The sequence below is a fragment of the Aliiruegeria haliotis genome (genome assembly GCF_003003255.1).
In the GTDB taxonomy this organism is placed as follows: domain Bacteria; phylum Pseudomonadota; class Alphaproteobacteria; order Rhodobacterales; family Rhodobacteraceae; genus Tropicimonas; species Tropicimonas haliotis.
The window spans coordinates 531,170-556,366 of record NZ_PVTD01000001.1 but is presented as its reverse complement, the minus strand read 5'-3'; the positions used below and the strand labels follow the sequence as shown (position 1 = coordinate 556,366).

The following is a 25,197-nucleotide window of genomic DNA, read 5'->3' as shown; positions in this document are numbered from 1 at the left end:
ACGCCCCAAAGGCCGAGTGTTGCCGGACGCCGTGCGGCGCATCCTTTCCGGGCGGAGGCAGACAGCGCCAACACATTGCACGTGCTCATGAAGGCTGCGCGCAGCGGTTGCCGACCCGACAGTCGTCAGGGCGCATTGCACCACGGCCGCAGCCCACCATGGCTGTCGGCGGCCATCTGCACGCCCGCGCCCCGAAACGTCTTCGAAACCGCATGGCGTACTCCCGTCCCTCGAACATCGAGGGGCCATTCGGAAATGCACTCGGAACGAGCAGGCACCGGGTACGTTGCCCGGCACCTGCGCCCGTCGCGCAGCTCCGGGTCAATAAGAGCACAACGAAGCAGGTTGGAAACCGCATACCGCCGGACGGCAGTGCGATTTCGGAGACACGGGAATCGATGATGCGCGCCCTGCCCTGAAGGGTGGCTGCGCCCCCATGGCAGGCCGTGGCCCGAAGCTCGCCCCGCACCATGGTTCAACCGGAAGACGCTGTGCGATGCCGGCGCCGCGGAGCCGGGACGAGGATCGTGACCGCCCGACGGTGCAAACGCCGCGCCGGTGTACCCTGCCGCCGGATCGAACCCGCGTGATCGCCGCGCGGCACGTGCAGCGAGGGTCTCCGAGGACCTGATGCGTGTTCGGACGTCGGGGCCGATGGACCCGCACGCTCGGGCGCCTTCACCCCATCGTGGTGGGCATTGCGGCGGTGGCCGTCGCGGTGTTCCCGGTCTGCGATGTTGCTACCAGAGCATTTTTTCGCCAAACCTTGCCGGGGCCCCGAAGCACGACACCAGATCCTTGCAAGGACGCGCTGCGCGTCGCTGCGTGTCGCGCGCGTGTCCCCAAACCGACAGGCCCGGGTCCGCGGATCATCGCACTCAACTTTCCGATCGGGGAGCGTGGCACCGCCTGCCGGGTCCCACACCGGTCGGGTTCGACTTCCCTGCCCCGCCACACCGTGTCTGTCCGGCTACCAGGCGTTCACACGCTGCTCTGGCGGCAGCCACATCGGGTCGCCCTCCCCGATGTCGAACGCCTCGTAGAAGGCCTCCAGATGCTGGAGCGGCGCATAGGCGCGGTATTCGCTGGGCGGGTGCCGATCGCCCGTCACGATGGTCTGAATGAACTGCTCACTCGCCTTCCAGGTCCACATCTGCGCCCAGGCGATGAAACACCGTTGCGAGGGTGTCAGCCCGTCGATCTCCACGTTCTCGTCGGGGTGTTCGTCGAGATAGCGCATCAGCGCCTCGTGCGCGAAGGTGATGCCGCCCACATCGGCCATGTTCTCCCCGACATTGAGCGGGCCGTTCAGATGCAGCCCGGGGCGGATTTCCACGGCATCGGCCTGCTCCACGAGCTTCTTCGCCTCGGCGACGAAGGCCACGCCGTCGTCAAAGGTCCACCAGTCGCGCAGGTTGCCCTCGGCATCGAACCGGCGGCCGCCACTGTCGAGACCATGGGTCATCTCATGCCCGATGATCGCACCCAGTCGGCAGAAACGGACCGGCGCGTCGGCCGAGGCGTCGAAGACCGGCGGCTGCTGGATCGCGGCGGGAACCTCGAACCCGTTGTAGGTGGGGTTGTATGCGGCATTCACAACGATGGGCAGGGTGGACTCGGTGTTGAACTGGTCATGGGTGACCGGCCCCCGGGACCGTTCCCGAATGCGATCCGCGAGAAACGCCGCGATGTTCCTGATATTGCTCACGGCATCCGGACCGATCTCAACGCTGCTGTAGTCGATCCATTCATCCGGATACCCGACCTTGTAGTAGAGGTTCTCCAGCTTGTTCAGCGCCTCGGCCCGGGTCTCCTCGGACAGCCAGTCGCGGGAGGGCAGCCGGTCGATGAAGACCGCCTGTATCCGGTCAATCATGTCGAGCGTCTTGTCCCGGGTGGTATCGGCGTAGAACTGGTTGATATAGACTTGGCTCAATGGGTGCCCGAGCGCCTCCTTGAGGAAAGCCAGCGCCCTCTCCTCCCGCGGGAGTTGCTCCTCGACCCCTGTCAGCGCGGCATTGAAGGCGCGGTGTGGCTCGTCGAACTCCGTGGTCAGAACATCCGTGTAATTGTCGATCAGACGGAAAGTGAAATAGTTCCGGAAATCCCCGATGGGCCGTTCGCGGAGCAGCTGCGACAGCGCTGGCAAATACCGCGGCTCGGCGACGATGATCGTCTCGGGGAGCGGGAAGTCGATGACGTCAAACAAGGTGGCAAGATCGAGTTCCGGGATCTGGGCCTGCACCTCCTCCACCGGCATCGGGTTGTAGAAGACGCGGGGGTCGATCTTCTCCTCCGGCGTCAGTTGGGCCGCCAGCATCGCGGATTCGAGCTGCAGGACGGTCTCCGCGATCCGCGCGGCCTCCGCCTCACTGCGACCGGCAATTTGCATCACCGCCTCGACATAGGTCCGATACGCGGCATAGCCGGCAGCCCCCGGCCCTTGCCGCAAAATCTCCGCATGTTCCTTCGGCACCCCGAACGACCCCGCGCCGCCATAGGTCGCATAGGCCTTGCTGTTGGCAAGATCCACATCCGGGCCAAAGCTCAGCAGAAGCGACGGACCGCCGATGTCGAGCATCCCACCGACAAACCGGACAAGGTCATCCATCGTCCGGATCGCCTCGATCCGCTCCAGCTCCGTCGTCAGCGGGTCCAGCCCGGCGGCGTCCAGCGCCGCCGTGTCCATGTAGGCATTGTAGAAATCGCCAACCAGTTGCACCGGGCTGCCTTTGGGAGCGTCAGCTGCGGTCCGGCCGGCCTCGGCCAGGGCGATCTTCATCCGTTCCTTGGTGCGTTCCGCGGCGATGGTCAGCGCGCCATAGGCCGCCAGGTGCGACGGTCGCTCGACCCGGTCCAGCCACTTGCCGGAGGCGTAGCGGTAAAAATCCACCGCCGGATCGATGCTGGTATCCATGTTTTCCACGGAAAAGACGAGGTCATCAGGGCCAGCCGGCGGCAGGTCCGCGGCCTGGCCCAGAACGCCTGTCGGCAGGGTCAGGAAAGCCGACGCAAGACCGGTTGCAAGTGCTGTCTTTGATCTCATCGCGTGTCTCCGGAGGTTGATGGGGGCGTTGCGGTGGTCGTGAAACAAGGGTCAGGAAGACCGGGATGCGGTGTCGGAGGACCCCTGCTTGGCGGCAGAGCTTTGCCTGTTCGCGTCGGTGTCAGTCATCGCGCAGATACATGCCCGAGTGGCGCGGATGGTGGGATCGGAGGGACGGAATCGCGGCAGAGGGCACGCCTCCGGCTGCGGAAAACCACGAGTACTCGGCTCTGCCGTGACGGGTCGGGGGCTGTCCCGCCCGACCGTCCGCCGCGCGTTGCGACCTGTCGCCAAAGCCTCGACAGAATGGGGGAACTGAGGGTCCACTGCCGCTTTTTCGGCCAGCACCCCGTTGGGTGGACGGCGGGCGAGCGGGCCGCACAGATCCGGTCGACGTCTGCCACATCCGCCCTGCGCCAAGGCAGGTCCCGCGCAGCGATGCCGCGATCCATCTTCAGCCGTCGGGCGCACCAGCCATCGCCCTGCGACACGATAGGTCGACCCTCGCAACGACGGAACAGGCCAGCACCACGTAGCGTCCCCGCCACGGACAGGACCGTGCCGGGGCACAAGGCCCGCAAGCCGGAATGTGTCGCGTAACTTTGTCCTGACGCCATGGATCGACCATAGCCAGCCCTCCGGTTTCTGGAAACCCCGGGAAGGTTTGCCAGTGGGCAATCAGACCGGGCGCGGTTTGGGCGGAAGCGGCGGCTCACGGCGTCGAAGGCGTGTTCAGGCGAGGCTCCATGCAGGATGTCCGTCACAGAACGACGTCGCTCCTCCGCAGATCACTACTCAGGCGCGAGAGGTGCAGAGGCCCGTCGTTCAAATCACCAGAAAGGTCGAAGTGCGGGTCAGTGCCCGCATGCCCGGATTCCAAGTGGCGTTCAATTGACCTTCGAAAAAGCATACATCACCCTGATATATTTGAAAAAACCGACACGAAAGACCTCCGCCTTCGCGACAACCTCGCCGACTGATGTGGCCGTGAGACCTTTGATCCACACCGCGTTCTGCCGGACGGCTTCATCGGTCCACGCGGAGATGGCGACGCACTTGGCCGGGCGAAGGGTCGCGTAGAGGCAGAGGCATTCCGTGCCCTGAACGCTTAATCGCCTGCAAAGGCGCGCCAATGGTGACTGCCGTGTCCGATACCGGTTCGGCGATGCTTGAACGGCGATTTTCCAATACCGCATGGTCGGGATCGCCTTGACGGCGGTCGCCAACGAGCGCCTGCTCAAAGGCGGGAGCAGAGGGTCACAGTCGAGCGGTAGACTGGGCGACCAACGGGGCGGTTCTCGACGAAAAGATTGACGTGCTCATGTCTGCGACGTCGTCCACGAAGTCTCTTGTGCTGTGCCACCTGAAGAGATGGATCGTGCGCTTCGTTTCACAGACCTGCGCAAGTGCACGGTTAGCTCGACAGTGCCAAAGGCCCGGACGCCGCTGCCCCGCAGCACTCCGAGGTCTTTCATCGTTGGCGGCTCTGCCGAACACTTGGGAATCGGGCGGTTGATGCAGGACGGTCTCACACCGGATACGTTGCCCGTCGGATTGTTACGGTCGTCGCAGGGACATCGCAGCCTGACGTGGCGGCGCAATCATGATCACTTCCGGCCGTGGGACCTCGGAACCCCACGAAGCAGGCCGCGCTGGTGCAGCTTGCCCGGATGTCCCCCAATCTGCCCTGCGAAACATGGCGACGACTGCACACGAGTCCGCGCGGTTTCAGCACCTATCCCTGAAGGCAGGCTGGCCTCCCGTGGCCGTGCCAGCTTGTCCTTGAGCATCACTGCATGGGGCTCAGGGGCCGGCCACTGGCAAATCAATCACGAAGGTCGCGCCGCTTGTGCTGCGCCGCTCCAACTCGATCGCACCGCCGTGGGCAGAGATCACGCGATGGCAGAAGGCCAGGCCGACACCGGTGCCCCTGCCCTTCGACTTCGTCGTGAACAACGGATCGAAGATGCGGCCGTGGATCTGCTCCGGCACACCGGGACCATTGTCGGCGATTGTCACGCGGACCTGCCCGGTCGCGGCCTCCTCCGCCGCCGAAATCCGGATCCGATCTCCGATACCGGACTCGCCGATGGCCTGATCGGCATTGGCAAGGATGTTCAGGATCACCTGAACGACCTGAATGTCGTCAACGCGCACCAACGGCAGGGATTGTGGCAGCGACACCTCGATTTCGACGGACGATGTCTCTGCGTGGCTCTGCAAGGCATCGAGCGCAGTCTCGACCAGTTCCGCCAGCGAGACGTCGCTCAGGTTGAGGGGCTGTTGCCGCGCCATCGACAGGAAGGTGCGGACAATCCGAACGCACCGGTCGGCCGCATCACTGAGCTTGCTCACGCGCCGGAGCGCCGCCTCGCCCAGGTCTTCTTCGCTCAGCATGGTCGCATTGCCCACCACGACCGAGAGCGGGTTGTTGAGTTCATGCGCAACACTGGCCAGCAACTCCCCAAGTGCCGACATCTTTTCCGACTGAAAGGCAAGGTCCTTCTGCCGCTCCAGTTCCGCCTGAAGGGCGATCTCGTCGGTCAGGTCGATCATGTTCGCCACCACCACCTCGTCGCCCCGGTAGTCGATCAACCGTGCCGAAAGCGATGCCGGAAAGGCCGATCCGTCGCGGCGGCGCCCGGTCACCCGCATGTCGTCCACACGAGCATCGGGCAGAAGCGCGGTCACGAAATCCGCGCGCTCCTCGACCCTTGCGAAGTGATCACGGCTGTTGCGTACCGCACCCAGCAACTCGGTTGCGGCCGGTGTCCGGTAGAGGATCTGACCGTCGCCGATCCGTGACATCGTTAGGTTGGCCGGGCAAGCTTCGAGCACTTTCGACATCAGCACCTCCGCCAACTCGTCGCTTTCCGCCCGTCCACGCGTGTCGATCACTTCGGTCTGGACCATTGCGAACCCACCGTTCGACGTCGGCTTCAGCCGGATCTCGTAGGCCCGGTTCGCGTCGCCGCGATGCTCGATTGCAGCTGGGGTTGCACCCTGTCCGCCAAGCATCGTCTCGGCGAGACGCAATTGCTGGCAGACCGCGCCGTCAAGCGCCGCGTGGCGCTCTGCCTCAAGCAGGAAAATCTCCCAGGACGACCCCTCCCGGATATACTGCGCGATCTCGCCATAGGCATCGCGAAAACTCAGGTTGGTGGCAAGGATCCCGCCATCGGCATCAAAAAAGGCAACCGCATCCTCCAACAGGTCGATTGCCTCACGCATCGGCACGGAATCGGGCGCCGGGGTGGAGCCCGCCCCGGCGATCATGTCGTCCGGACGTGTCACAGGGCTCCGTGCGCCTCGCTCTGGCTGGCTTCCTCAAGCAGGTAGAGGCCACCCTGCGGTTCCGGACGAACCCTGGCCGGCGGCAGCGCGGTCAGGGTGAAACGCGTATCCAACAGGTCGCGAATGCTGGCATCGGCGACGATTGCCATGCCCGGAGCGCGTGCACGTGTCTTGCTCGCCCGCTCGACCGCCGGTCCGAACACGTCGTAGATATATCGCTGAACGCCAACGACAGATCCCACGACCGGACCGGAGGCCAACCCGAGGCGGGCCTCCCAGCGGATCGGGTGGCTTTCATTGCGCCGCGCCAGATATCGCAGGAAACGTACCGCCGCATTGGCAACGGATTCCGCATGGTTCAGCACCGGGTCGGGAACACCGGACACCGCGAAATAACTGTCGCCATTCGTGCGCACCCGCTCGCATCCGAATTGCTCTCCGATACGATCGAATGCGGTATAGATATCGTTCAATTCGCTGACGATGACTGCCGGATCGTTGGACTCCAGGATCTTGTCGAAATTCTCGAAATCCAGTGTCAGCACGGAAACCGATTCAAAGATCCGCGGCGCCACGACGCCAAAGGATTTGTATTCTTCATAGGCGGATCTCGGCATCATGTTGAGAAGGAGTTTCTCGACCTGTTCCTTCTCGCGCTTGATCTCGTGCGTATTGCGCTCGACCATCATCGAATAGGAATCGATCATCGACTCCAGTTCCTTGATCCGCGTGATGTTCTGACAGACCAGCACCGCGATCCGTTCGGTGGAATTCCCGGCGCGGGTGAAATCCATCGCGACAGTCATGCGCCGCCGCTTGAGTTTGAAACTCGCCTCCGCCGTGAACGTGCCGCCATTCTCCATTTCCCCGGACAGTGCTTCCAGGTCGAGCGACGGAAAAAGATCCCCCAGACGCAGGCTCGCCTCCGGTCCGCCGAACCAGTCGATGAAAGTGTCATTGCGGAACTTCAGTTCGAGCGTATCGAGATCGGCAAGCGCAACGCCGACGCCGATGGCCCGCAACAATTGCTCATTGATGGCTTCGATGGTCATGTCAGTCGCCGAGCAGCAATTTGCGCCGGGATTCGAATGCCCCGAGGACCGTTTCGATATCCTCCCGCTCGACCTCGAATTTCTCAAGCGTGCCTTCGATGATTTCTTTCAGGCGGTCGAAATGAACCGGCGCAATATCCAGGTTGTGGTGGGCCCGCTGAATATGCGTGTCGGTGAAAGACGCTGGCCCACCCATCAGCGACGCGACGAATTTTGTTTGATGATCGATCAGCCGGGGCATATCGACATCGTCAAAAAACGGCCCGACATCGTCGTCGTCCAGCAGGGTGTCGTAAAGGTCCATGACGATCTTGCTGACCGTCGAAAAACCGCCGTACTTCTCAAACAGTGTCTTTTCCACGGGGTTTCCTCCCCAATCAATTGAATGCGAATTGGCCTAGGCCGCCTGCCGCAGGGTAACCGTGCTATCCTGCCATTGACGATCCACGCGCACAAGAAATTCGACGATCATCGGATCGACGAGGTGCGGATCGGTCAGATGCGGGAAATGGCCGGCGCCCTCGATGACCTCTTCGCGGACGAAGGGCACGGAGCGGCGGATCTCCAGCGCGAGGTGTTGCAATGCCCTGGATGTCCGACCTCCACGGATCAGCAGAACCGGGCAGACGATCGTGGCAAGCTCCGCCGGCGTCATCCGGTCTGCGGTGACCGAATGGAGGTCGGACAACGCGCGACTGGCCAGACCAGAGAGGTCCTGGCGGTGGACAGGTGCCGTCCGCCCCCAAGTTCCCTGACCGTTGATGCAGTCGATGTAGCATTCCATGGCCCCGTGCGTATCGCCGTTTGCCAGCGACGCACGCATCTGCGCCATTGTCCGCATGACGTCCCGCCGGATCGGCCCGGACGTTTCGTCGGTCGGCGACAGCACGTTGAAGGCTGTCGGCTCGACCAGCGTCAGGCTGGCAACGTGTCCGGGATGCGCGGCCGCGATTTTCATTACAACAACGGCGCCGAAATCGTGCCCGACGAGGTGCAGGGCTTTTCCGGGTTGCAGGATTTCACGGGCAACGGCGTCCGTGGTTTCCTCCAGCTCCCGTGCGCCACCCGTGCCTGCCATTGACCCGGCGAGGGTCGGGGCGGAGAAGGACAGACGGCTGCCTGCATGTTCCCGAAGGCCGGTCCAGGTCGCGGCGTTCATTGCGGTCCCATGCAAGGCGACCACTGGCAGGTTCGAGGACGTGGCAGCGGCTGCCACGGCGAAATCAATTCGAGGTATCATGTTCATTTCAATGGTCCCTTCAGATCATGTCATCAGGATCTAGCGGCCGGGTGTTTCACTCAATTGTCCCGGGACGCCGGGAAATGTTTCGTTTGTTTCCGGCGCGCGGTCAGGCGGCCAGCGGCGCGGGTGTGAAGGCCTTTTCCATCCAGCCCTGTTCCCGCTTCATCTCTTCGTTGAGCTGTTTGTGAAGCTGTTGAAGCTCGCGCAGGGACCAGTTGAAGGAGGCGATCCTGTCGGTGATCTCGAACAACCCGCGCGACAGTCGGTCCCGCGTGTCCTGATACGTGACCAGCGCAGCTTTCGTTCCCGCGACCACGGCATTGGCGAGGCATTCAGCATCGCGCAGGGCATCCGTGATCCCATGCGCCGTGAGCGGGTCCTTGAAATAGCCGGCATCGCCAACCAGCGCCCAGCCGGGTCCGTGGCATTGCCGCAGATGGCCCGGTGCCCCCGCAAACAGAATCGGGCGTGTGCATGGCTTCGCATCCCGCAGAACCGCCGCCAGGTCCGGGTTGGACTGCTCGGCCAGCCGGGTCAACAGTTGCGACGGTGCGTGTAGGCTTTTCAGGGTACGAAACGCGTCGGCCGGGATCGCGGCAAACACACAATGGGAACCGTCATTGGTCGGGATCGCCCCCGCTGACACATCCGGCCCATAGTACCAGCGGAAGCCATCGTCGGGAATGCCATCGAAATAGCCATAGACGCAGCCCGTGGCATGCACCGATTGCGAGATGCTCCGCGCGCCGACCTGCCGGGCTACGGACGACCGCCGCCCGTCGGCGCCTACGGTGATGGCGGCGTGAACATGCTCGGTCCTGCCGCCGGGTCCGGACAGCGTGGCGCCAATGACGCGACCGGTCGCCGGTTCGCGCAGCAGGGCCCGGAGTGCCGTGCGGTGACGGACAACCGCACCGGCCGCGCGGGCGGCCTCGACAAGCTGCGCGTCCAGCACAGACCGGCGCGGGGCCACAAGGATGTCAACGCCGTGACCCGGACGAATGTCCAGCGGCAACGCCTCTGCGCCATAGTGGAAGGTCGTTTTGCGGATGGGCGGCGCCCCTGCGGATAACAGGCCATCGAGAAGCCCCCAACGGTCGAGTTGCATGACCGCGCCGCGCATCAGCGCATGGGTCGACATCGTGTCCGTTCCGGCCTCGTCCCGGTCGATCAGCAGGACCTTCAGCCCGGCGCGTGCAAGAAGCATCGAGGTGGCGGCACCCGCACACCTGGCGCCGACGATCAACGCATCGAAATGGGTATTGGGCCTGGTCTGGGGCATGGTCTTTCTCCTGTGTCAGGCAACCGCTCGACAGGTGATGTCGAGGTGCCGGGCAATTTCCGTGGTGATCTCGATTGCGTCCTGGCCGACGCCATCGATGAAGGTGGAATTTCGCCTGCGCATGAATGGCAGGCCGAGCGTGTAGAGGCCGGGGCACGGGGTGATCCCCCCGGATTGCAGGATTTCCCCGGATGGGTCGAACACCGGGAGTTGCAGCCATGGGTAGCTGCGGCGATAGCCCGTGGCCCAGAGGATGGTGCGGATACCGGCGGCGCGCAGATCGATTGCGCGCAGGCTAGCGGACACAGGCATGGTCAGGGGCGCGGCATCGGCCGAAACGGGCGCCGTGGCACCGGTGGAATGGATGTGATCGTCGATCCGCGCGAGGGTGCGGATACGCCGATCCTCCGCGGCCAACATGTCGGCGGGAAGGCTGTCGGATATTCTGACGGTGTTGCCCCCGATGCCATCCACCCTCCCGGTGATGGTTATGCCCAATCGCGCCAACGTCATCAGGTCGAGATCACGAGCCGGGGTCGAGCCGATCAGTTGCAGCGACGGCTGCGTCAGGGCGCGGTGGTTCGGAACCGAAGGGTTCCGTGCCTCGGACAACACGCCGCAACGGTCCAGCCAATCGAGGACATCCCGCCCCCTATAGCGGCGTGGCAAGCGGGCATGGGCGCCGGCAGCGAGGGTGACCGGACGGCCTGACAGGTGGATCTCCTCGGCCAGTTGGATACCGGTCGCAGAGGCGCCGACAACCAGCACGCCGCCCTGTTCGAGCTGTCCGGGATGAACGTAGTCGCCGGGGGTGACCTGAGTGATATCACGCGCCACCCCGCCTGCGAACGCAGGCACCGCCGGGCGGTCGCAGGCTCCGGTCGCGACAACGACAGAGCGGGCGATCCAGGTCTCCGCCTGTGTCGTGACACGGAACCCGTCAGTGGTCCGGCACAGGCTCTCGACAGCAGAGAACTCCCGGATCGGCGCGGCAAAGGACCGGGAATACCGGTTCAACATGCCAACGACCTCGTCCTTGTGCATGAAGCCCTCCGGGTCGGGGCCACGGTACTGCCAGCCTGGCAGGCGCGTCATCCAGTTGGGCGTGAGCAGGTGCAGCGACGCCCAGCGTTCCGCCCGCCACCGTTGCCCGACGGCACCGCGATCGAGGACAACGTGCTCGATTCCCTGGCCGGTCAGGCAATGGCTCATGGCCAGTCCGGCTTGTCCGGCGCCAATGATCAGGACATCTGTCTTGCGGGTCATGCTGGGCTCCCAGGTGGGTCAGCCGGAAAAGATGCCGGCGATGAAACTGTCGATGCCACGCCCGGGCCGCGACGCGGACCTGCGGGTCGCACTGCGTTGCATGAGGGTGCGGGCGTGGCGGTTGCTTCTGGTGAAACGGGCCATCGGGTCTCCTTCCGGGTCAGACGATCCAGCCGTCCTTGCGGTCCGGCAGAATCTCGGGAAGGCGCAGGACCCGACTGGCGATCCGTCGGGCGGAATGGGCAGCAGCACGCGGGCTGCGGGATCTGCGGACCATGGTCATCCTGCCTGCCCACGGCTGCGGCGCTGCATCATGCGAGTTGCGGTTGCGTGGCGCTGCGGCAGGCGATCGTTGCGGAGTGGCGGGTTGCGAAACAGGGTCGGGAGCATTGGGGTTTCCTTTCGGGTGTCAGCGGGGAGAGGCGGCGGCGGGTCTGACCCGCCGCCCTTCGGGAGTTCACGCGGCGATCGCCACGTCGACCTTCGTGCCGTTGGACAGCATGTCGAAGACGGCGGAGCGGGCAATCGACTGCTGGACGACCTTTTCGAGCTGCTCGGCCGGGGCATTGCCCTTGATCTTCACAGTGGCGCGAATGCCCTCGAAACCGTTACGGACCTCGTCGTTCAGGCCGAGGATGCCCTGCATGTCGATGTCGCCTTCAACAATGGTCTCGACGGACTCGAGATCGATCTGGCGCACGGAAGCGATATTGCCGACGCCAGCCGTCAGGCAGGCCGCGAGCGCAGACAAAAGATACTCGACCGGGGTGGGCGCCTTGTCGGCGCCGCAAACAACGGCGGGGTGATCGCCTTCGATCACGAAGTCCTCGTCGCGGTTCTGCTCCTCTCCCGCGCCGAAGAAGCCGTTGACGGTCGCACGGCTGTGGGTGCCGCTGACCCAGGCGCCCTTGGCGCGGAACTGGAACTTCGCGGCAACCGGCATTTCCTTGACGGCGCCGATGGTGGCCAGAAGCGTGGGAACGTCGACGCCGTTCTTGGCGATCTTGGCGGGCTTTTCCATGACTGCGGTGTTCATCTGTGTGTCTTCCTGTCTGGTGTTTGCTTTGGGATCGGAAGGCCGTTCTCGTTCGGCCATGACAGGAGTTCTACGGGGCCCTCGTTTCAGTATTCGGTCGGAATGCACCGATCTGCGTGTCAAAAGTTTCAATTCAAAAAAACCGTGTAACAATCTGAAACAAAGCACGAAAAAGCCCGCCGAAATCTCCGGCGGGCGTGTCGATACTGTGCATGTGTCGCTGATGCGGCGCTTGGTTCACGTGGTCCGAATGGCACTCCATTCGCGGTCAACGCAGGCCGCCAGGGCCCGGATGTCCGCGACGCCCGTCTCCCGCGAGATCACGGAGACGCGGAGCACGGTCTCGCCCTTCCAACTCGCCGTTCGGAAGAAGTAGCGGCCATCGAGGTTCAGCCGCTCCTCCATCGCGGCGGTGACGTTCGCTCCCCCATCGCCGGTATGGAAGGACACGGCGAGCTGGTTAAGCACCACATCATTGTGCACCCGGACCCCGGGCAGATCGCGTAGGAGATCGCCGAGCAACTCGGCCGCCGCGCAATGCCGCTCGATCATTTCGGCGACACCTTCCCGCCCGAGCGCGCGCAACACGGCCCAGACCGCGAAACCGCGCGCCCGGCGGGACAGTTCCGGGCTGAACTGCGTCGGATTGCGCCCGCCCTCGGGCGATTGCGTGAGGTAGCTCGCCGTCATGTCCATCGCGCGGGCATGCGCGTCGGGATGCCGGACAATGGCAAAGCCGGAATCGTAGGGAACCTGCAGCCACTTGTGGCCGTCGGTCGACCAGCTGTCGGCGCGCTCCAGACCAGCGGTCCGCGCCTTCCGGTCCGGGGCCGCGCGGGCCCACAGGCCGAATGCCGAATCCACGTGCAGCCAGGCGTCGTTTTCGGCGGCAAGGTCGGCCAGCGCCGGAAAGTCGTCGAACGCCCCGGTATTGATGTGGCCGGCGGTGGCCAGGATGATCTTCGGGCCTTCGGTGTCGGACAGGCTGCGGGCAAGCAGCGGCACGACCATCCGGCCCTGTGCATCTGTGGCAATCCGGATCACATCGCGATTGCCGATGCCAAGGTAACGGATCGCGGCCAGGTTGGTGACATGCGTGTCTTCCGCGACGAACACCTTGACCGGCGGCGCATGGGCAAGCCCGAGCTCGTCGAAATCGTGGCCAGCCCGGCGCAGCACCTCGCCACGCGCTGCGGCAAGACACGTGAAGCCCGCCATGGTGGCGCCGGTGGTGAAGCCAACCGATCCATTGCGCGGCAGATCAAGCAGCTCCAGCAGCCAGCCCGCGGCAACTTCCTCAGCGGTGCAAGCCGCAGGCGAGCATTGGTAGATGCCCGGGTTTTGCCCCCATGCGGAGGTCAGCCAGTCGGCGGCGACACCAACAGGATGGGACGCGCCCATGACCCAGGCATGAAACCCGGCATCGGTATTGCCGACAAGCCCGGGCTCGGCGGCCGCGATGAGGTCGCGGATCACCCCCTGCCCTTCCTGCGGTATGTCCGGCAGCGGGCCACCGAACGCTTCGCGAAGCGCCTCCAGCGTTGCCGTCGGATGGATCGCGCGGACATTGGCCCCGTCGCCCATCGGCCGCACCGCGTTTGAGCGCCACGCCCGGCCGTGTTCCGCGGCCAGCTTCATTGCATCAGTCATCCGGATCCCCCTGGTGGGCAGCAAAATGCGGTCCTGTTTCATCACTCTACCTCGCGTGCAGCCACTTGGGCAGGAAGGAATATGCGTCCCGTTCCATGCCGGGGTCGAAACTCACCGCCCCTGCGGCCAGAGCCTCTTGCAATGTGCCGGAGTTGAAGGCATCGAAAGTTTCTGTGGCGCCGCCGACATGCTGGCCGTTGACGAACACCTGCGGGATCGTCGGTGAACCGGTCATGTCCCGCAGGACGGCGCGGTAGCGGGTGCTTCGTCCCGCATCGCCCTTCTGGAACGCCACGGAATCGAGGTCCACGCTCTCGTAGTCGATCCCGGCTTCGGCGAACATGTTGCGGACGGACCAGGTGAACTCGCACCATTCCAGGGCGAAGATCACGACAGGTTTGCTTGCGACTATCCGCTCGACCTCGGCTCGTGTCGCCGGATCGACGGCAGGTTCCGCGGTGGCCACGGCGGGCACTGGGGGCGGCGGACTGACGTCGAAGCGGTAGTTCGGCGTCGATTGCGACAGCGCCATTTCCTCCGCAGTCATGTCCTCGGGGACGTCCGCGAAGAGCGGCGTGGAGAGATACCGCTCGCCGGTGTCGGGCAGCATGGCGAGTATTCTCGACCCCTTCGGCGCGGTCCTTGCGACCTCGAGCGCGGCAGCGAAGGTGGCCCCGGAACTGATGCCACAGAAGATGCCCTCGCGCGCTGCCAGATCCTTGGCGCACTGGATCGCATCGTCGCCCGGCACCGGGCGGAAAGCGTCGATATGACCGGCGTCCAGAACCTGTTGCGCGAGTTGCGAGATGAAATCCGGCGACCAGCCCTGCATCAGGTGCGGGCGCCAACTCGGATGGCTTCCGACGGCGACGCCATCGGGTCCGAACTCCTGGGCAACATCGGAGTTCAGGAGCTGGGAATTGTCCGGCTCGGTGGCGATGATCCTCGTCCTCGGGCTGCGCTGCTTGAGCACGCGCGCGACCCCGTTCATCGTACCGCCGGTTCCAAAGCCTGAAACCCAGTAGTCCAGCCCGTCAACGCCAAAATCGTCCAGGATCTCGATAGCGGTGGTGGTGGCGTGGATCTCGGAGTTCGCCGGGTTGTCGAACTGCCGGGTCCAGTACCACCCGTGTTGCTCCGCGAGTTCCTTCGCCTTTGCGACCATGCCTGTGCCTTTCTCGGAGGCCGGTGTCAGAACCACCCTGGCTCCGAGGAAGCGCATCAGCTTGCGGCGCTCGATGGAGAAACTCTCTGCCATCACCAGAACCAGCGGATAGCCCTTCTGGGCACAGACCATCGCCAGACCGATGCCGGTATTGCCGGAGGTCGCCTCGACCACTGTCTGGCCGGGCTTCAGCGAACCGTCGCGTTCAGCAGCCTCGATCACGCCTAGCGCCAGCCGGTCCTTGACCGACCCCAGCGGATTGAAGGCCTCGCATTTCACGTAGAGCTCGACGCCCTCGGGCGCGATGTTGTTGATCCGCACAACGGGCGTCTTGCCGATCGTATCGAGAATGGATGATTTCAGTCCGGCCATGTGTCTGGTCCTCGAATGGAATGGATGGGTCAGGGAATGGGTCAAATGGCCTGCGCGGGGCGCAGGGTCCGGTGCCAGTCGGGGGCCCGGCGGCTGTCCTGCCGGGCCGTGCCGATGTCGCCGGCAAGAGTGCGGGGATCGGTTTGGCCCGGTGCTGCGCGGCGCGGAACGAGCACGTCCATCGCGCCATCGATGCGGTACAGAGGCTCGCGGTTTCGGGGGGCGCTCATGGGGGGCTCCTTTGGGCTTGCGTGCATTGGCGAGGTTGCCGATAGGAGCAAGACTGTGCCGGCGGCGTTGCGCCAGCATGTCTGAACGCGGTCAATCGTGTTTCGAACGCTTCAGAGCATGCGGATCGCACAGCCTCCCTCATCCCTCTGAAATAAAAGCAAAAAAATATATCGAGCAGTCGCAGACGACAGCCAATGCTGTTACAATTGAAACCTTTCCCGCCGGGGATGAAAACGACCTGAAACACCAGCCTTTTAGGTGGGATTTATGAACCAGCACGAACACTCTCCCCACGTGACGGACGCGCAACGCGAAGGCGTCCTTCTCGACGCGATAGAAGCGCTCTCCGAAGGCATCGCCGTGTTCGATCCCGAACGGCGCCTCGTGATCCACAATGAACGCTTCGCTGAAATGCTCGGCCCGATCCGCGAGATGATCGCGCCCGGTCTGCGGTGGGAGGACATGCTGCAAGCCTGCGTTGCCGGCGGGATCTACACGGATGCGGCTGACCGCGACCGCGAATGGCACACGAACGTTGGGGGCGACGGCGCAACGATCGTGGAGATATCCCAGGGCGACGGCCGCGAATACGCGGTACGCTACAACCCGACCGCTGGCGGCGGCTTCGTGATCGTGCGAAACGACGTGACCCTGTCCCGCCAGAACAAGCGCTTGCTGGAGGAAAGCGAAGCGCTCCTGAGCAACATCCTGGGGACGAACCCGACCCCGGTGGTCATGTCGCGGCTGCGGGACGGGCTGATCCTGTACCGTTCACCCGCCGCCAACGCATTGTTCGGCGAGACCCGGAACGCAATCGAGCACTACGAGAACCCGTCCGACCGGGAGACCTTCGTGCGCATGCTCCGCCAAGATGGGGAAGTCGACGACTTTCGCATGGTGTTTCTCGCGGCGGATGGCAGCCGCGTTCCGATGTCCGCAAACGGGCGGCTGACACGCTACGGAGGCGAGACCTGCGTGGTCACAGCGCTGGTCGATCTGCGCGAGGCGGCGGAACGGGATGCGATAGCCCGAAAGGTTGTTGAGAACTGCCCCGCCCCGATCCTGATGACGGAGGCCGAAAGCGGGCGCGTCCTGTATCGCAGCCCGGAGATCGACCGGATATTCGGCACCAAGCTCAATACGAGGGATTTCTACATCGACCCGGCCGACCGGGAGGGGTTTCTGGAGGCGCTACGCCGGGACGGAATCGTTCTCGACTACAAGGCACGGTTTCATCGCGCCGACGGTGCACCGTTCTGGGGCGCCATCTCGGCCCGGATGTTCGAATACGAGGGGCGCGATGTGATCGTGTCCTATTCACGGGACATGACCGATCAGCTCGAAGCGGAGATCAGCATGTCACAGACTCGCGAACGCATGTTCCAGAATGAGAAGCTATCCGCCCTCGGCGGGCTGCTCGCCAACGTGGCCCATGCCCTCAACAATCCGCTTTCGGTGGTGGCAGGTCATGCGCTGATGCTCGGTGAGGAAAGTGACGACCCGGAGGTGGTTCGCAAGGCCGGTCGGATCGGGGAGGCGGCCGAGCGATGCACGGAGATCGTCCGAACCTACCTGACGATGACGCCTGCCCAGACGCCCGAACTGGAGCCGACGGAAATCAACGAGATCGCCACCACGGCGCTCGACGTGGTTCGGTACGAGGTTTTCGGCAACGACCTGTCGGTCACCACCGATCTGGCGCCGGACCTGCCGCCGGTGCTCGTCGATCCCGACAGGATGGTGCAGGTGGTGGTCAACCTGCTGCAGAATGCCCACGCGGCAATCGCGGCGACGGGCAAGGCCGGGCAAATCCGCATTGCGACCGGATCTGACTCCTCGACCGGCGGCATTCGGCTGGTGGTCGAAGACGATGGCCCCGGTATTCCGCAAGACATCCTCCAGAGGGTTTTTGAGCCGTATTTCACCACGCGAGGCCTTGGAAACGGCAAGGGTATCGGGCTGACCTGGTGCCACAACACGCTTCAGGGATTCAACGGCCGGATCCACGTCGACCCGGGGCATCCCGCCGGCACCCGTATCGTCGTCGACCTGCCCGCGACCGACGGCACCGATCCGCGCCCGGAGGCGAACGAGGCACCAGCGGCCCGTATTCTCGTCGTGGACGATGAGCCGGATGTGGCTGACCTCAATGCGGAGATCCTGGAGCGTGCGGGGTATGAGGTGACCATCGCCTATTCCGGCACCGAGGCGATCGAGGCACTTGCCCAGACCGGGTTCGATTGCGTCCTGTGCGACCTGAACATGCCCGACATCGACGGACGCGGCGTCTTCGAGCATATTGGGCGCACACATCCCGGCACTGTGTCCAAGATCGGCATCGTCACCGGGGACACGATGGGGCGGGCTTCGCAGACCTTCCTGCTCGAAGCCGGGCGTCCCTATCTGGAAAAACCTGTCTCGCCGACGGAGTTGCGGGATTTCGTGGCCGGGATTCTCGCCGGGGGAGGCAGATCATGACCGATACATCCGATCCGACCATTCTGGTCTGCGACGACGAGACCGATCTCTGCGAGATGCTCGGCGAATACCTTGGGAAACGCGGCTTCGCGGTCATATCCGCCCATGACGCGGTGCAAATGCGTGAACGCCTGTCGGAGGCGGATGTCGACCTCATCCTGCTGGACGTGAACATGCCCGGAGAAGACGGGCTGACCGCGCTTCGCACGCTTCGGGTCGAAGACCGAACCCCCGTCATCATGCTGACCGCTGCCGGCGAAACCATCGACCGGATTGTCGGGTTGGAAATGGGTGCGGACGATTACCTCGGCAAACCGGTCGACCTGCGCGAACTGGAAGCCCGCATCAAGGCCGTGTTGCGACGCGCTCCGACGCAGGCCGAAGCGCCGGTGGCGGAAAACGGGCGGACGTCGGTGCCCTTCGGCACCTTTACCCTCGATTTCGACGCTGCGAAGCTGTTTCGCGAGTCGGGCGAGGAAGTACCCCTCACGGCCATGGAGTTCCGTCTGCTCAAGCTTTTCGCGGAGAACCGATCACGGGTGCTCAACCGCGACCAGATCCTCGAACAGGCACACGACCGGTCCTGGGATCCGTTCGACCGAAGCATCGACATCCGGATCTCGCGATTGCGGCGAAAGATCGAGGCCAACCCCCAGAAACCGAGCCTGATCAGAACGGTGCGCGGCATCGGCTATGTGTTCGACCCGGAATAGCGCGGCGCCTTGGGCACACTGACCCCGATCCCGGCCCGGGCCAGCACCTCCACCCGACCCGCCCCGCCGAATTTCCGCCACTTTGAAAGGATATCGCAACACCTCGATGCGAGGGTGCAAGGATCCTGTCTGTGGAGGACGTCTGTTGAGATTGATTGTCGCCGGCCTGCTGGCCGTTCTGGCCGGGCCGGTCATGGCCGATGGATTCTGGGAATACGGGTCCTGGCGCGTGATCGTGGAAGACGTGGACACCGGGGAGGATCTGCGCCGCACCTGCACCGCGGCAACCGGCGGCGACGGGGAGCCGAGCGTTTCCGTTTCCGTGAGCAATGGCGACGCCGGCCCACCGGAGGTCTTCCCAAGTGTGCTGATCCGCGAACACGCGCCGCGACACCACCAGACCGGCCTGCAGGACGGGCAGGAAGCCTATATCCGGTTCGACAACGAAGAGGTCATGGATGGCGTAGTCGTTGGGTATTTCGACGACCAAGGCTTTGCAAATGCGGAGATCGCCTTCGACCACCCGCTCAGTCAGTGGGTTTTGCGCGCCATGCGTGCAAACGGCCAGTTCGATGTCGTGCTCGGGAACAACGTATTTATGTACGTCTACCTTGATGGCTTCACGGCGTCCTACCTAAAAATGGCGGAGGAATGCGGCTTCGACGGCGCGGGTGTTGTCGACTAACCATCACCTGCGGCCGCTGGCCTGAGCGGCGCCGAAGGATTTCCCCAAGCATCCCGACGCAGCAGCGTGGCCGGCCTTCCCGCACCAACCCTGCAAAGGGCAGCGGCACTCGGCCCGAATATGCCGGCTTGGTGGCGTTGGTCGCATGCAATCGGGTCGTGGCCCATGCACTGGCGGAGCACTCACCTCCCATGGGCAATCGCAGACGCCGGAGACGATTGCTTGCTTCGGGACCGCCACCACTCGCTTGCCGGAGCACGTCGCCACATAGGACGCGCAAGGGTTCTAGCGCACACGGCATCGCTGATACAGTGAACGGGAGTTCCCGACCAACGGCGTTGAATCCCCAACGTTTCCTAGGCATTCGCATTCGGGGTGCACTTGCGCCAATCGGCTATAGCCCCTGCCAGAACTCACGCAAGCATTGCAACCCTGTCGTCCGGCCACGCCAAAAGGGCCCTAGTGCATTGGCAGGCGCCGCGGCGCATAGCGGGCCTCGCGGGCTTCGCCCCCGTCCACCCTTGTCCGGTCACGCCCTGCTGCTCCCGGTGCGACTTGCGCCGCCGATCTGCCGTGCAGAAATCACCGCGGGGAAAACCGGCGTTTCGCCTCGGCAGATCTCCTGACCGACATTTGTTCTGTTTCAGGGCGAGCTGCGGGCTATGGCCGGTGGACCGTCGAGGTGGACGTGGGACGGAGGTTCGCCCTCACGCAGCAGCAAATGGCACCGCCGGAACTGCCCCAACTGATCGCGACCGAGGCCCGCAAGATCCTTCTAGTTCAGATCTGCAACCTGCACGCCGCCCCCATGATCTTGCTGGCTAGAGCAATGTCCGTTGCTTCCTCGTCAGGGCTGCGCGAGAGGATCATGGTGGTGACTTCCCTCCCCACGACCCGCGGACGGATTACCTCCAAGACCGGCGCGCCGAACGGAAATCCAATGGAAGAATCCGGGCTGGAGAATGGGACAACGCTGCGAATCCCTGCGCCGTGCCAGAGCAAAACCGGCGTGCCAGCCGGGGTGTGCACAATCTGTCAATCCGCCCGGCGCAAAGCCTTCAGTGTTTGCCTGCTGAACTGCCCGTCAAACCTCTGACCGCAGCGAACCGGGTGCGCCCGCCCTGCCCTCTCGGCCTGTCTTTTCCCCGACGACCACAAGGCACATGTCCCGCAGTGTTCCCAGCAACTGAACCAAGTGATCCCTGTCCCGGGCGCCTTTCTTTGCCGCTTTCGCCGAACGTTGAACAAAATCGGAAAGCGCCGGGAGCGAGAACCCTGCTGCGGCAAGGCTGGCCTCGTAGGGTTTCAGGATCTCCTCGATGACGGACCGGAACCGTTCCTCGGCAACCGCCAGTTCCTGCTGGCTGCTGGCATTGAACCCTTCGACGATATCCTCAGCATTCGGCGACGAGGCTATCAGGTCGTAGGGTTCCAGCGCGATCTTCCGAAAGGCGAGATCCAGCCTCTCCGACAGCCCCTGCGCCGCCCCGAGCCCGCTCCTGATCTCGTCCACACCCTCGTCAGCATAGACACGGATCAACCGGCGCAGGATGTCGTTCTTGCTGGAAAAGGCATTGTAGAGCGTCTGGCGGGACACACCGGCCTCGCTGGCGAGGTCATGCATGCTGCTGCGCTTGACACCATAGCGGGAGAATACGCGCACCGCCGCGTCCAGTATTATCTTCTCGCGGTCCATCATGGCCGCACCTTGACTCATCGACACCATTTGTCAACATTGACACCTATACTTGATTTGTCCAATTGCAGGAACTCCCATGATCCCCAACCGTCCCGACTTCGGGTTCGCCACCACCGCCGACGAGGTGCTCGACGGTATCGATCTTGCAGGAAAGACCGTCCTGATCACCGGTGGCACCTCCGGCCTTGGCGCGGAAAGCGCCCGTGCCATGGCCGCGAAAGGGGCTCACGTCATCATCACCGCCCGCGACACCGAGAAAGCCGGCCGCGCCCTGTCCGCCCTCAAGGACGCGACGGGTGCCGAAGTCCAGGCGGAGACACTGGAACTGGGGTGTTTCGCCTCGATCCGCGCTTTCGCGGATCGCATTCTTGCCCGCGACAGCCAGATCGACATCCTGATCAACAATGCCGGGATCATGGCCTGCGACGAGGCCAGGACAGAAGACGGGTTGGAGATGCAATTCGGCGCCAACCACATCGGTCACTTCCTCATGACCAACCTGATCGTTCCGTCGCTGGTCAGCGGCGGCCGGGTCGTCTCGCTGTCGTCCTCTGGGCACCAGATCTCGCCGGTTGTCTTCGACGACATCCAGTTCGAGACACGCGCCTACAATCGTTGGGCCGCCTACGGGCAGGCCAAGACCGCGAACGCGCTCTTCGCCGTGGGCCTGAACACGCGTCTGGCCGGACGCGGGATCGAGGCCTTCGCAGTGCACCCTGGCGCCATCATGACCGAGCTGGCGCGGCATATGCCGGACGACGATGTTGCAATGTTCCAGGAACGCATCGATGCCGGGACGCTGCCGATGAAGACCGTTGGTCAGGGTGCGGCCACGCAGGTCTATGCCGCGACCGCACCTGAAATCGCAGGGATGGGCGGCAGTTTCCTCGCCGATTGCGGGATCTGCCCGGTCGACGCGAAGACCGAGGTCCAGACCGTTGTGCGGCCCTATGCGGTCGATCCGGATCTGGCAGAGCGTCTTTGGTCCGTGTCCGAAAAGATCGTCGGGCAACAGTTCCAGCACTAGGCCCAGCGTCGCCCATTGTCACCGCAAAGGCGGCGCCAACCGGCTGGGTCCGGTCGCCGGCGCGTTGGCATCCGTCTGTCCGCGGGGCACCGCCGCGCCGACGCAGAGCGGGAAACGGGCATCGGGCAGGTTGGCGTCGCTCCGAACGCAAATTGCCCCGTTGCGTTAACAACGGGGCAATCCTTTTGACTTTTCGGCGACTTAGTGCGCAGTCGCAGCAGAGGCGGTCGACCCGGTTGCCGCGGCGGCGCGGGCGGCGGCGGCTTCTTCCTCGGCCGCCTCATCCCATTCGATGGCCTCCGGAGTGGACACCAGCGCGTGCTTCAGCACATCCCGAACATGGGCGACGGGGATGATATCCAGCCCCTCTTTCACGTTGTCGGGGATCTCCGGCAGGTCCTTCTCGTTCTCCTCCGGGATCAGCACCGTCTTGATGCCACCGCGAAGTGCCGCGAGAAGTTTCTCCTTCAAGCCACCGATGGCCAGAACGTTGCCGCGCAGCGTGACCTCGCCTGTCATGGCGATGTCCTTGCGCACCGGAATCCGCGTCAGCACAGAGACAATCGACGTCACCATCGCGACACCTGCGGACGGCCCGTCCTTGGGCGTGGCGCCCTCGGGCACGTGCACGTGGATGTCGAACGTGTCGAACTTCGTCGGCTTCACCCCGATCTCCGGGGAGATCGACCGCACGAACGAGTTCGCCGCGTCGATGGACTCCTTCATCACGTCACCGAGCTTGCCGGTGGTCTTCATCCGTCCCTTGCCGGGCAGCTTCAGCGCCTCGATGGACAGAAGATCGCCGCCGACGGAGGTCCAGGCCAGACCGGTAACGACACCGACCTGATCTTCCTTCTCGGCCAGACCATAGCGGAACCGCTTCACGCCAAGGAAATCCTCCAAATCCTCCGGCTTGATCTCCACCGTCTCGACATCCTTCTTGACGATCTTCGTGATCGACTTCCGGGCCAGCTTGGCGATCTCGCGTTCGAGGTTCCGAACACCCGCCTCGCGGGTATAGGTGCGAATGATCTCGGTCAGCGCCTCATCGGTCAGCTCGAACTCCTTCTCGCGAAGGCCGTGATTCTTCATCTGCTTCTCGATCAGGTGCCGCCGCGCGATCTCCCGCTTCTCGTCCTCGGTGTAGCCGGCAAGCGTGATGATCTCCATCCGGTCCAGCAGCGGGCCCGGCATGTTGTAGGAGTTCGCCGTGGTCAGGAACATCACGTTGGAGAGATCGTATTCCACCTCCATGTAGTGATCGACAAAGGTCGAGTTCTGTTCCGGATCAAGCACTTCCAGCATGGCGCTGGCCGGGTCTCCACGGAAGTCCTGCCCCATCTTGTCGATCTCGTCGAGCAGGATGAGCGGGTTCGTGGTCTTGGCCTTCTTCAGCGCCTGGATGATCTTGCCGGGCATGGAGCCGATATAGGTCCGGCGGTGGCCGCGGATCTCGCTCTCGTCGCGCACGCCACCGAGCGAAATGCGAATGAACTCGCGTCCCGTGGCCCGTGCGACCGACTTGCCGAGTGAGGTCTTGCCGACACCCGGAGGCCCGACGAGGCAGAGGATCGGCCCCTTCAGCTTCGCGGAGCGCTGTTGCACCGCGAGGTACTCGACGATGCGTTCCTTCACCTTTTCGAGGCTGTAGTGATCGTCGTCGAGGACCTTCTGGGCCCGATTCAGATCCTTTTTCACGCGGGATTTCTTGCCCCACGGAATCGACAGCATCCAATCGAGGTAGTTGCGCACAACCGTGGCCTCAGCCGACATCGGCGACATGTTCTTGAGCTTCTTCAGCTCGCCCTCGGCCTTTTCAAGCGCCTCCTTGGACAGCTTGGTCGCGGCGATCTTCTCTTCAAGCTCGGCGATCTCGTTGGCACCTTCGTCGCCATCGCCCAGCTCACGCTGGATCGCCTTCATCTGCTCGTTGAGGTAGTACTCGCGCTGCGTCCGCTCCATCTGGGATTTCACGCGGGTCTTGATCTTCTTCTCGACCTGAAGGACCGACATTTCGCCCTGCATCAGGCCGTAGACCTTCTCCAGCCGCTCCGCGACGGAGAGGGTCTCCAGAAGCTCCTGCTTCTGGCCGACTTCAACCCCGAGATGGCCCGACACAAGGTCAGCCAGACGGGCGGCTTCATTGGTCTCGGCAACCGCGGCGAGCGCCTCTTCGGGGATGTTCTTCTTGACCTTGGAGTAGCGCTCGAACTCTTCGGCGACGGAGCGAACCAGCGCTTCAACGGCGGCTTCATCGCCCGGGAACTCCGTCAGGAACTCGGCATTGGCTTCGAAAAAGTCATCGTTTTCAAGGTACTCGACAATCCGCACCCGGCGGATACCTTCCACCAGCACCTTGACGGTGCCATCGGGCAGCTTCAGAAGCTGCAGCACATTGGCCAGCACGCCCGCCTTGAAAATCCCGTCGGAGGTCGGATCGTCATCGGCCGGGTCGATCTGGCTGGCCAGAAGGATCTGCTTGTCGTCCTGCATCACCTCTTCGAGGGCACGGACGGATTTCTCCCGGCCCACGAAAAGCGGCACGATCATGTGCGGGAAGACCACGATATCGCGCAGCGGCAACACGGGGTAGGATTGGCTCAGAGGCTCACTCATGCTCGTTTTCCTGTTCTTGGCAAGAAGGCTCCGGCCCCGCTTTGCAGCAACACTCGGCCTCCTCCGGTCATGGTCTCGACATGTGGGGTCAGCCCCGGCAGGTTTCAACCATGTCCTGTGTTTGGCCACCACTCTGCCTGCGCCCGTGCGAAGGGGCAAGCAGACAATCCGCGCATCCCTCCGACCTCGCGCCATCAGCCGCGAAGCCCCTGAAATCACGCGGTCCCTCGGCGCCAGATTCGGCGCCGCACCGGCTGGTTTCACAGCCCGCGCGGCGCATGGGCCACGTTGAGCGGCCCTTCGGACTCGCTGTCTTGTGATCGGGCGGGCGAATCCGGTGAG

19 protein-coding genes and 1 pseudogene are annotated in these 25,197 nt (G+C 63.8%); 4 read left to right on the top strand and 16 right to left on the bottom strand.

The window, feature by feature from the left end:
• Nucleotides 1-970: 970 nt before the first annotated feature.
• The 14 genes and pseudogenes from CLV78_RS02475 to CLV78_RS02420 form a co-directional block, all read right to left on the bottom strand.
• Complete coding sequence (locus CLV78_RS02475) at nucleotides 971-3,046, bottom strand: M13 family metallopeptidase (protein ID WP_106203175.1); 2,076 nt, start codon at nucleotides 3,044-3,046, stop codon at nucleotides 971-973.
• A gap of 887 nt (nucleotides 3,047-3,933) precedes the next feature.
• Nucleotides 3,934-4,272 carry a hypothetical protein gene (locus tag CLV78_RS02470; RefSeq protein ID WP_106203174.1) on the bottom strand — a complete coding sequence of 113 codons (339 nt, stop codon included), beginning with the start codon at nucleotides 4,270-4,272 and terminating at the stop codon, nucleotides 3,934-3,936.
• 577 nt (nucleotides 4,273-4,849) lie between these two features.
• Complete coding sequence (locus CLV78_RS02465) at nucleotides 4,850-6,340, bottom strand: sensor histidine kinase (protein WP_106203173.1); 1,491 nt, start codon at nucleotides 6,338-6,340, stop codon at nucleotides 4,850-4,852.
• On the bottom strand, nucleotides 6,337-7,392 hold the full coding sequence (locus CLV78_RS02460; RefSeq protein ID WP_106203172.1) for an adenylate/guanylate cyclase domain-containing protein: 1,056 nt from the start codon (nucleotides 7,390-7,392) through the stop codon (nucleotides 6,337-6,339). The genes CLV78_RS02465 and CLV78_RS02460 overlap by 4 nt, the downstream gene beginning before the upstream one ends.
• A gap of 1 nt (nucleotide 7,393) precedes the next feature.
• A complete protein-coding gene (locus CLV78_RS02455; RefSeq protein ID WP_106203171.1) occupies nucleotides 7,394-7,753 on the bottom strand; it encodes a group I truncated hemoglobin in 360 nt (119 codons plus the stop codon).
• 36 nt (nucleotides 7,754-7,789) lie between these two features.
• Nucleotides 7,790-8,638: an alpha/beta fold hydrolase gene (locus tag CLV78_RS02450; protein WP_106203170.1), complete on the bottom strand. Its 849-nt coding sequence runs from the start codon at nucleotides 8,636-8,638 to the stop codon at nucleotides 7,790-7,792.
• 103 nt (nucleotides 8,639-8,741) lie between these two features.
• The gene (locus tag CLV78_RS02445) at nucleotides 8,742-9,917 is read right to left on the bottom strand and encodes an NAD(P)/FAD-dependent oxidoreductase (protein ID WP_106203169.1); all 1,176 of its coding nucleotides are present in this window, start codon (nucleotides 9,915-9,917) and stop codon (nucleotides 8,742-8,744) included.
• A gap of 15 nt (nucleotides 9,918-9,932) precedes the next feature.
• Nucleotides 9,933-11,183 (bottom strand): flavin-containing monooxygenase, encoded by a 1,251-nt coding sequence (locus tag CLV78_RS02440; protein WP_106203168.1) that lies wholly within the window; start codon nucleotides 11,181-11,183, stop codon nucleotides 9,933-9,935.
• Between the two features lie 18 nt (nucleotides 11,184-11,201).
• Nucleotides 11,202-11,327, bottom strand: coding sequence for a hypothetical protein (locus CLV78_RS24715; protein WP_281261120.1), 126 nt, complete (start codon nucleotides 11,325-11,327; stop codon nucleotides 11,202-11,204).
• Between the two features lie 313 nt (nucleotides 11,328-11,640).
• A complete protein-coding gene (locus tag CLV78_RS02435; protein WP_106203730.1) occupies nucleotides 11,641-12,219 on the bottom strand; it encodes an OsmC family protein in 579 nt (192 codons plus the stop codon).
• Between the two features lie 237 nt (nucleotides 12,220-12,456).
• Nucleotides 12,457-13,869, bottom strand: coding sequence for a pyridoxal phosphate-dependent decarboxylase family protein (locus CLV78_RS02430; protein ID WP_158263401.1), 1,413 nt, complete (start codon nucleotides 13,867-13,869; stop codon nucleotides 12,457-12,459).
• Between the two features lie 46 nt (nucleotides 13,870-13,915).
• Nucleotides 13,916-14,260, bottom strand: coding sequence for a glutaredoxin (locus tag CLV78_RS24390; protein WP_281261129.1), 345 nt, complete (start codon nucleotides 14,258-14,260; stop codon nucleotides 13,916-13,918).
• A 108-nt stretch (nucleotides 14,261-14,368) separates the two neighbouring features.
• Nucleotides 14,369-15,406, bottom strand: a pseudogene (gene cysK, locus CLV78_RS02425) (cysteine synthase A); the annotation flags it as partial.
• A gap of 41 nt (nucleotides 15,407-15,447) precedes the next feature.
• Nucleotides 15,448-15,636, bottom strand: a complete 189-nt coding sequence (locus CLV78_RS02420) for a hypothetical protein (RefSeq protein WP_106203165.1) — start codon at nucleotides 15,634-15,636, stop codon at nucleotides 15,448-15,450.
• A gap of 268 nt (nucleotides 15,637-15,904) precedes the next feature.
• On the opposite strand from CLV78_RS02420, the gene CLV78_RS02415 reads away from it, so the two are divergent.
• The 3 genes from CLV78_RS02415 to CLV78_RS02405 all read left to right on the top strand — a co-directional run bounded on the left by CLV78_RS02415 (nucleotide 15,905) and on the right by CLV78_RS02405 (nucleotide 19,513).
• Complete coding sequence (locus CLV78_RS02415) at nucleotides 15,905-18,115, top strand: ATP-binding protein (RefSeq protein ID WP_106203164.1); 2,211 nt, start codon at nucleotides 15,905-15,907, stop codon at nucleotides 18,113-18,115.
• Complete coding sequence (locus CLV78_RS02410; RefSeq protein WP_106203163.1) at nucleotides 18,112-18,828, top strand: response regulator; 717 nt, start codon at nucleotides 18,112-18,114, stop codon at nucleotides 18,826-18,828. Before CLV78_RS02415 ends, CLV78_RS02410 begins: the two co-directional genes overlap by 4 nt.
• Nucleotides 18,829-18,973: 145 nt before the next feature.
• On the top strand, nucleotides 18,974-19,513 hold the full coding sequence (locus tag CLV78_RS02405; RefSeq protein ID WP_146136622.1) for a hypothetical protein: 540 nt from the start codon (nucleotides 18,974-18,976) through the stop codon (nucleotides 19,511-19,513).
• Between the two features lie 1,084 nt (nucleotides 19,514-20,597).
• Here CLV78_RS02405 and CLV78_RS02400 read toward each other — a convergent pair.
• Nucleotides 20,598-21,209 carry a TetR/AcrR family transcriptional regulator gene (locus CLV78_RS02400; protein ID WP_211300929.1) on the bottom strand — a complete coding sequence of 204 codons (612 nt, stop codon included), beginning with the start codon at nucleotides 21,207-21,209 and terminating at the stop codon, nucleotides 20,598-20,600.
• 79 nt (nucleotides 21,210-21,288) lie between these two features.
• Here CLV78_RS02400 and CLV78_RS02395 point away from each other — a divergent pair, with 79 nt between their 5' ends.
• Complete coding sequence (locus tag CLV78_RS02395; protein ID WP_106203160.1) at nucleotides 21,289-22,239, top strand: SDR family NAD(P)-dependent oxidoreductase; 951 nt, start codon at nucleotides 21,289-21,291, stop codon at nucleotides 22,237-22,239.
• Between the two features lie 201 nt (nucleotides 22,240-22,440).
• Here CLV78_RS02395 and lon read toward each other — a convergent pair whose 3' ends face one another.
• On the bottom strand, nucleotides 22,441-24,855 hold the full coding sequence (lon, locus tag CLV78_RS02390; protein ID WP_106203159.1) for an endopeptidase La: 2,415 nt from the start codon (nucleotides 24,853-24,855) through the stop codon (nucleotides 22,441-22,443).
• Nucleotides 24,856-25,197: the final 342 nt, after the last annotated feature.

Bases quoted from the DNA above. Each gene is read 5' to 3' on its own strand.
- CLV78_RS02430 (WP_158263401.1), bottom strand. From the start codon at position 13,869: ATGACTGATGCAATGAAGCTGGCCGCGGAACACGGCCGGGCGTGGCGC.
- CLV78_RS02410 (WP_106203163.1), top strand. From the start codon at position 18,112: ATGACCGATACATCCGATCCGACCATTCTGGTCTGCGACGACGAGACC.
- CLV78_RS02475 (WP_106203175.1), bottom strand. From the start codon at position 3,046: ATGAGATCAAAGACAGCACTTGCAACCGGTCTTGCGTCGGCTTTCCTG.
- CLV78_RS24715 (WP_281261120.1), bottom strand. From the start codon at position 11,327: ATGGCCCGTTTCACCAGAAGCAACCGCCACGCCCGCACCCTCATGCAA.
- CLV78_RS02420 (WP_106203165.1), bottom strand. From the start codon at position 15,636: ATGAGCGCCCCCCGAAACCGCGAGCCTCTGTACCGCATCGATGGCGCG.
- CLV78_RS02440 (WP_106203168.1), bottom strand. From the start codon at position 11,183: ATGACCCGCAAGACAGATGTCCTGATCATTGGCGCCGGACAAGCCGGA.
- CLV78_RS02435 (WP_106203730.1), bottom strand. From the start codon at position 12,219: ATGAACACCGCAGTCATGGAAAAGCCCGCCAAGATCGCCAAGAACGGC.
- lon (WP_106203159.1), bottom strand. From the start codon at position 24,855: ATGAGTGAGCCTCTGAGCCAATCCTACCCCGTGTTGCCGCTGCGCGAT.
- CLV78_RS02460 (WP_106203172.1), bottom strand. From the start codon at position 7,392: ATGACCATCGAAGCCATCAATGAGCAATTGTTGCGGGCCATCGGCGTC.
- CLV78_RS02395 (WP_106203160.1), top strand. From the start codon at position 21,289: ATGATCCCCAACCGTCCCGACTTCGGGTTCGCCACCACCGCCGACGAG.
- CLV78_RS02450 (WP_106203170.1), bottom strand. From the start codon at position 8,638: ATGAACATGATACCTCGAATTGATTTCGCCGTGGCAGCCGCTGCCACG.
- CLV78_RS02445 (WP_106203169.1), bottom strand. From the start codon at position 9,917: ATGCCCCAGACCAGGCCCAATACCCATTTCGATGCGTTGATCGTCGGC.
- CLV78_RS02415 (WP_106203164.1), top strand. From the start codon at position 15,905: ATGAACCAGCACGAACACTCTCCCCACGTGACGGACGCGCAACGCGAA.
- CLV78_RS02400 (WP_211300929.1), bottom strand. From the start codon at position 21,209: ATGGACCGCGAGAAGATAATACTGGACGCGGCGGTGCGCGTATTCTCC.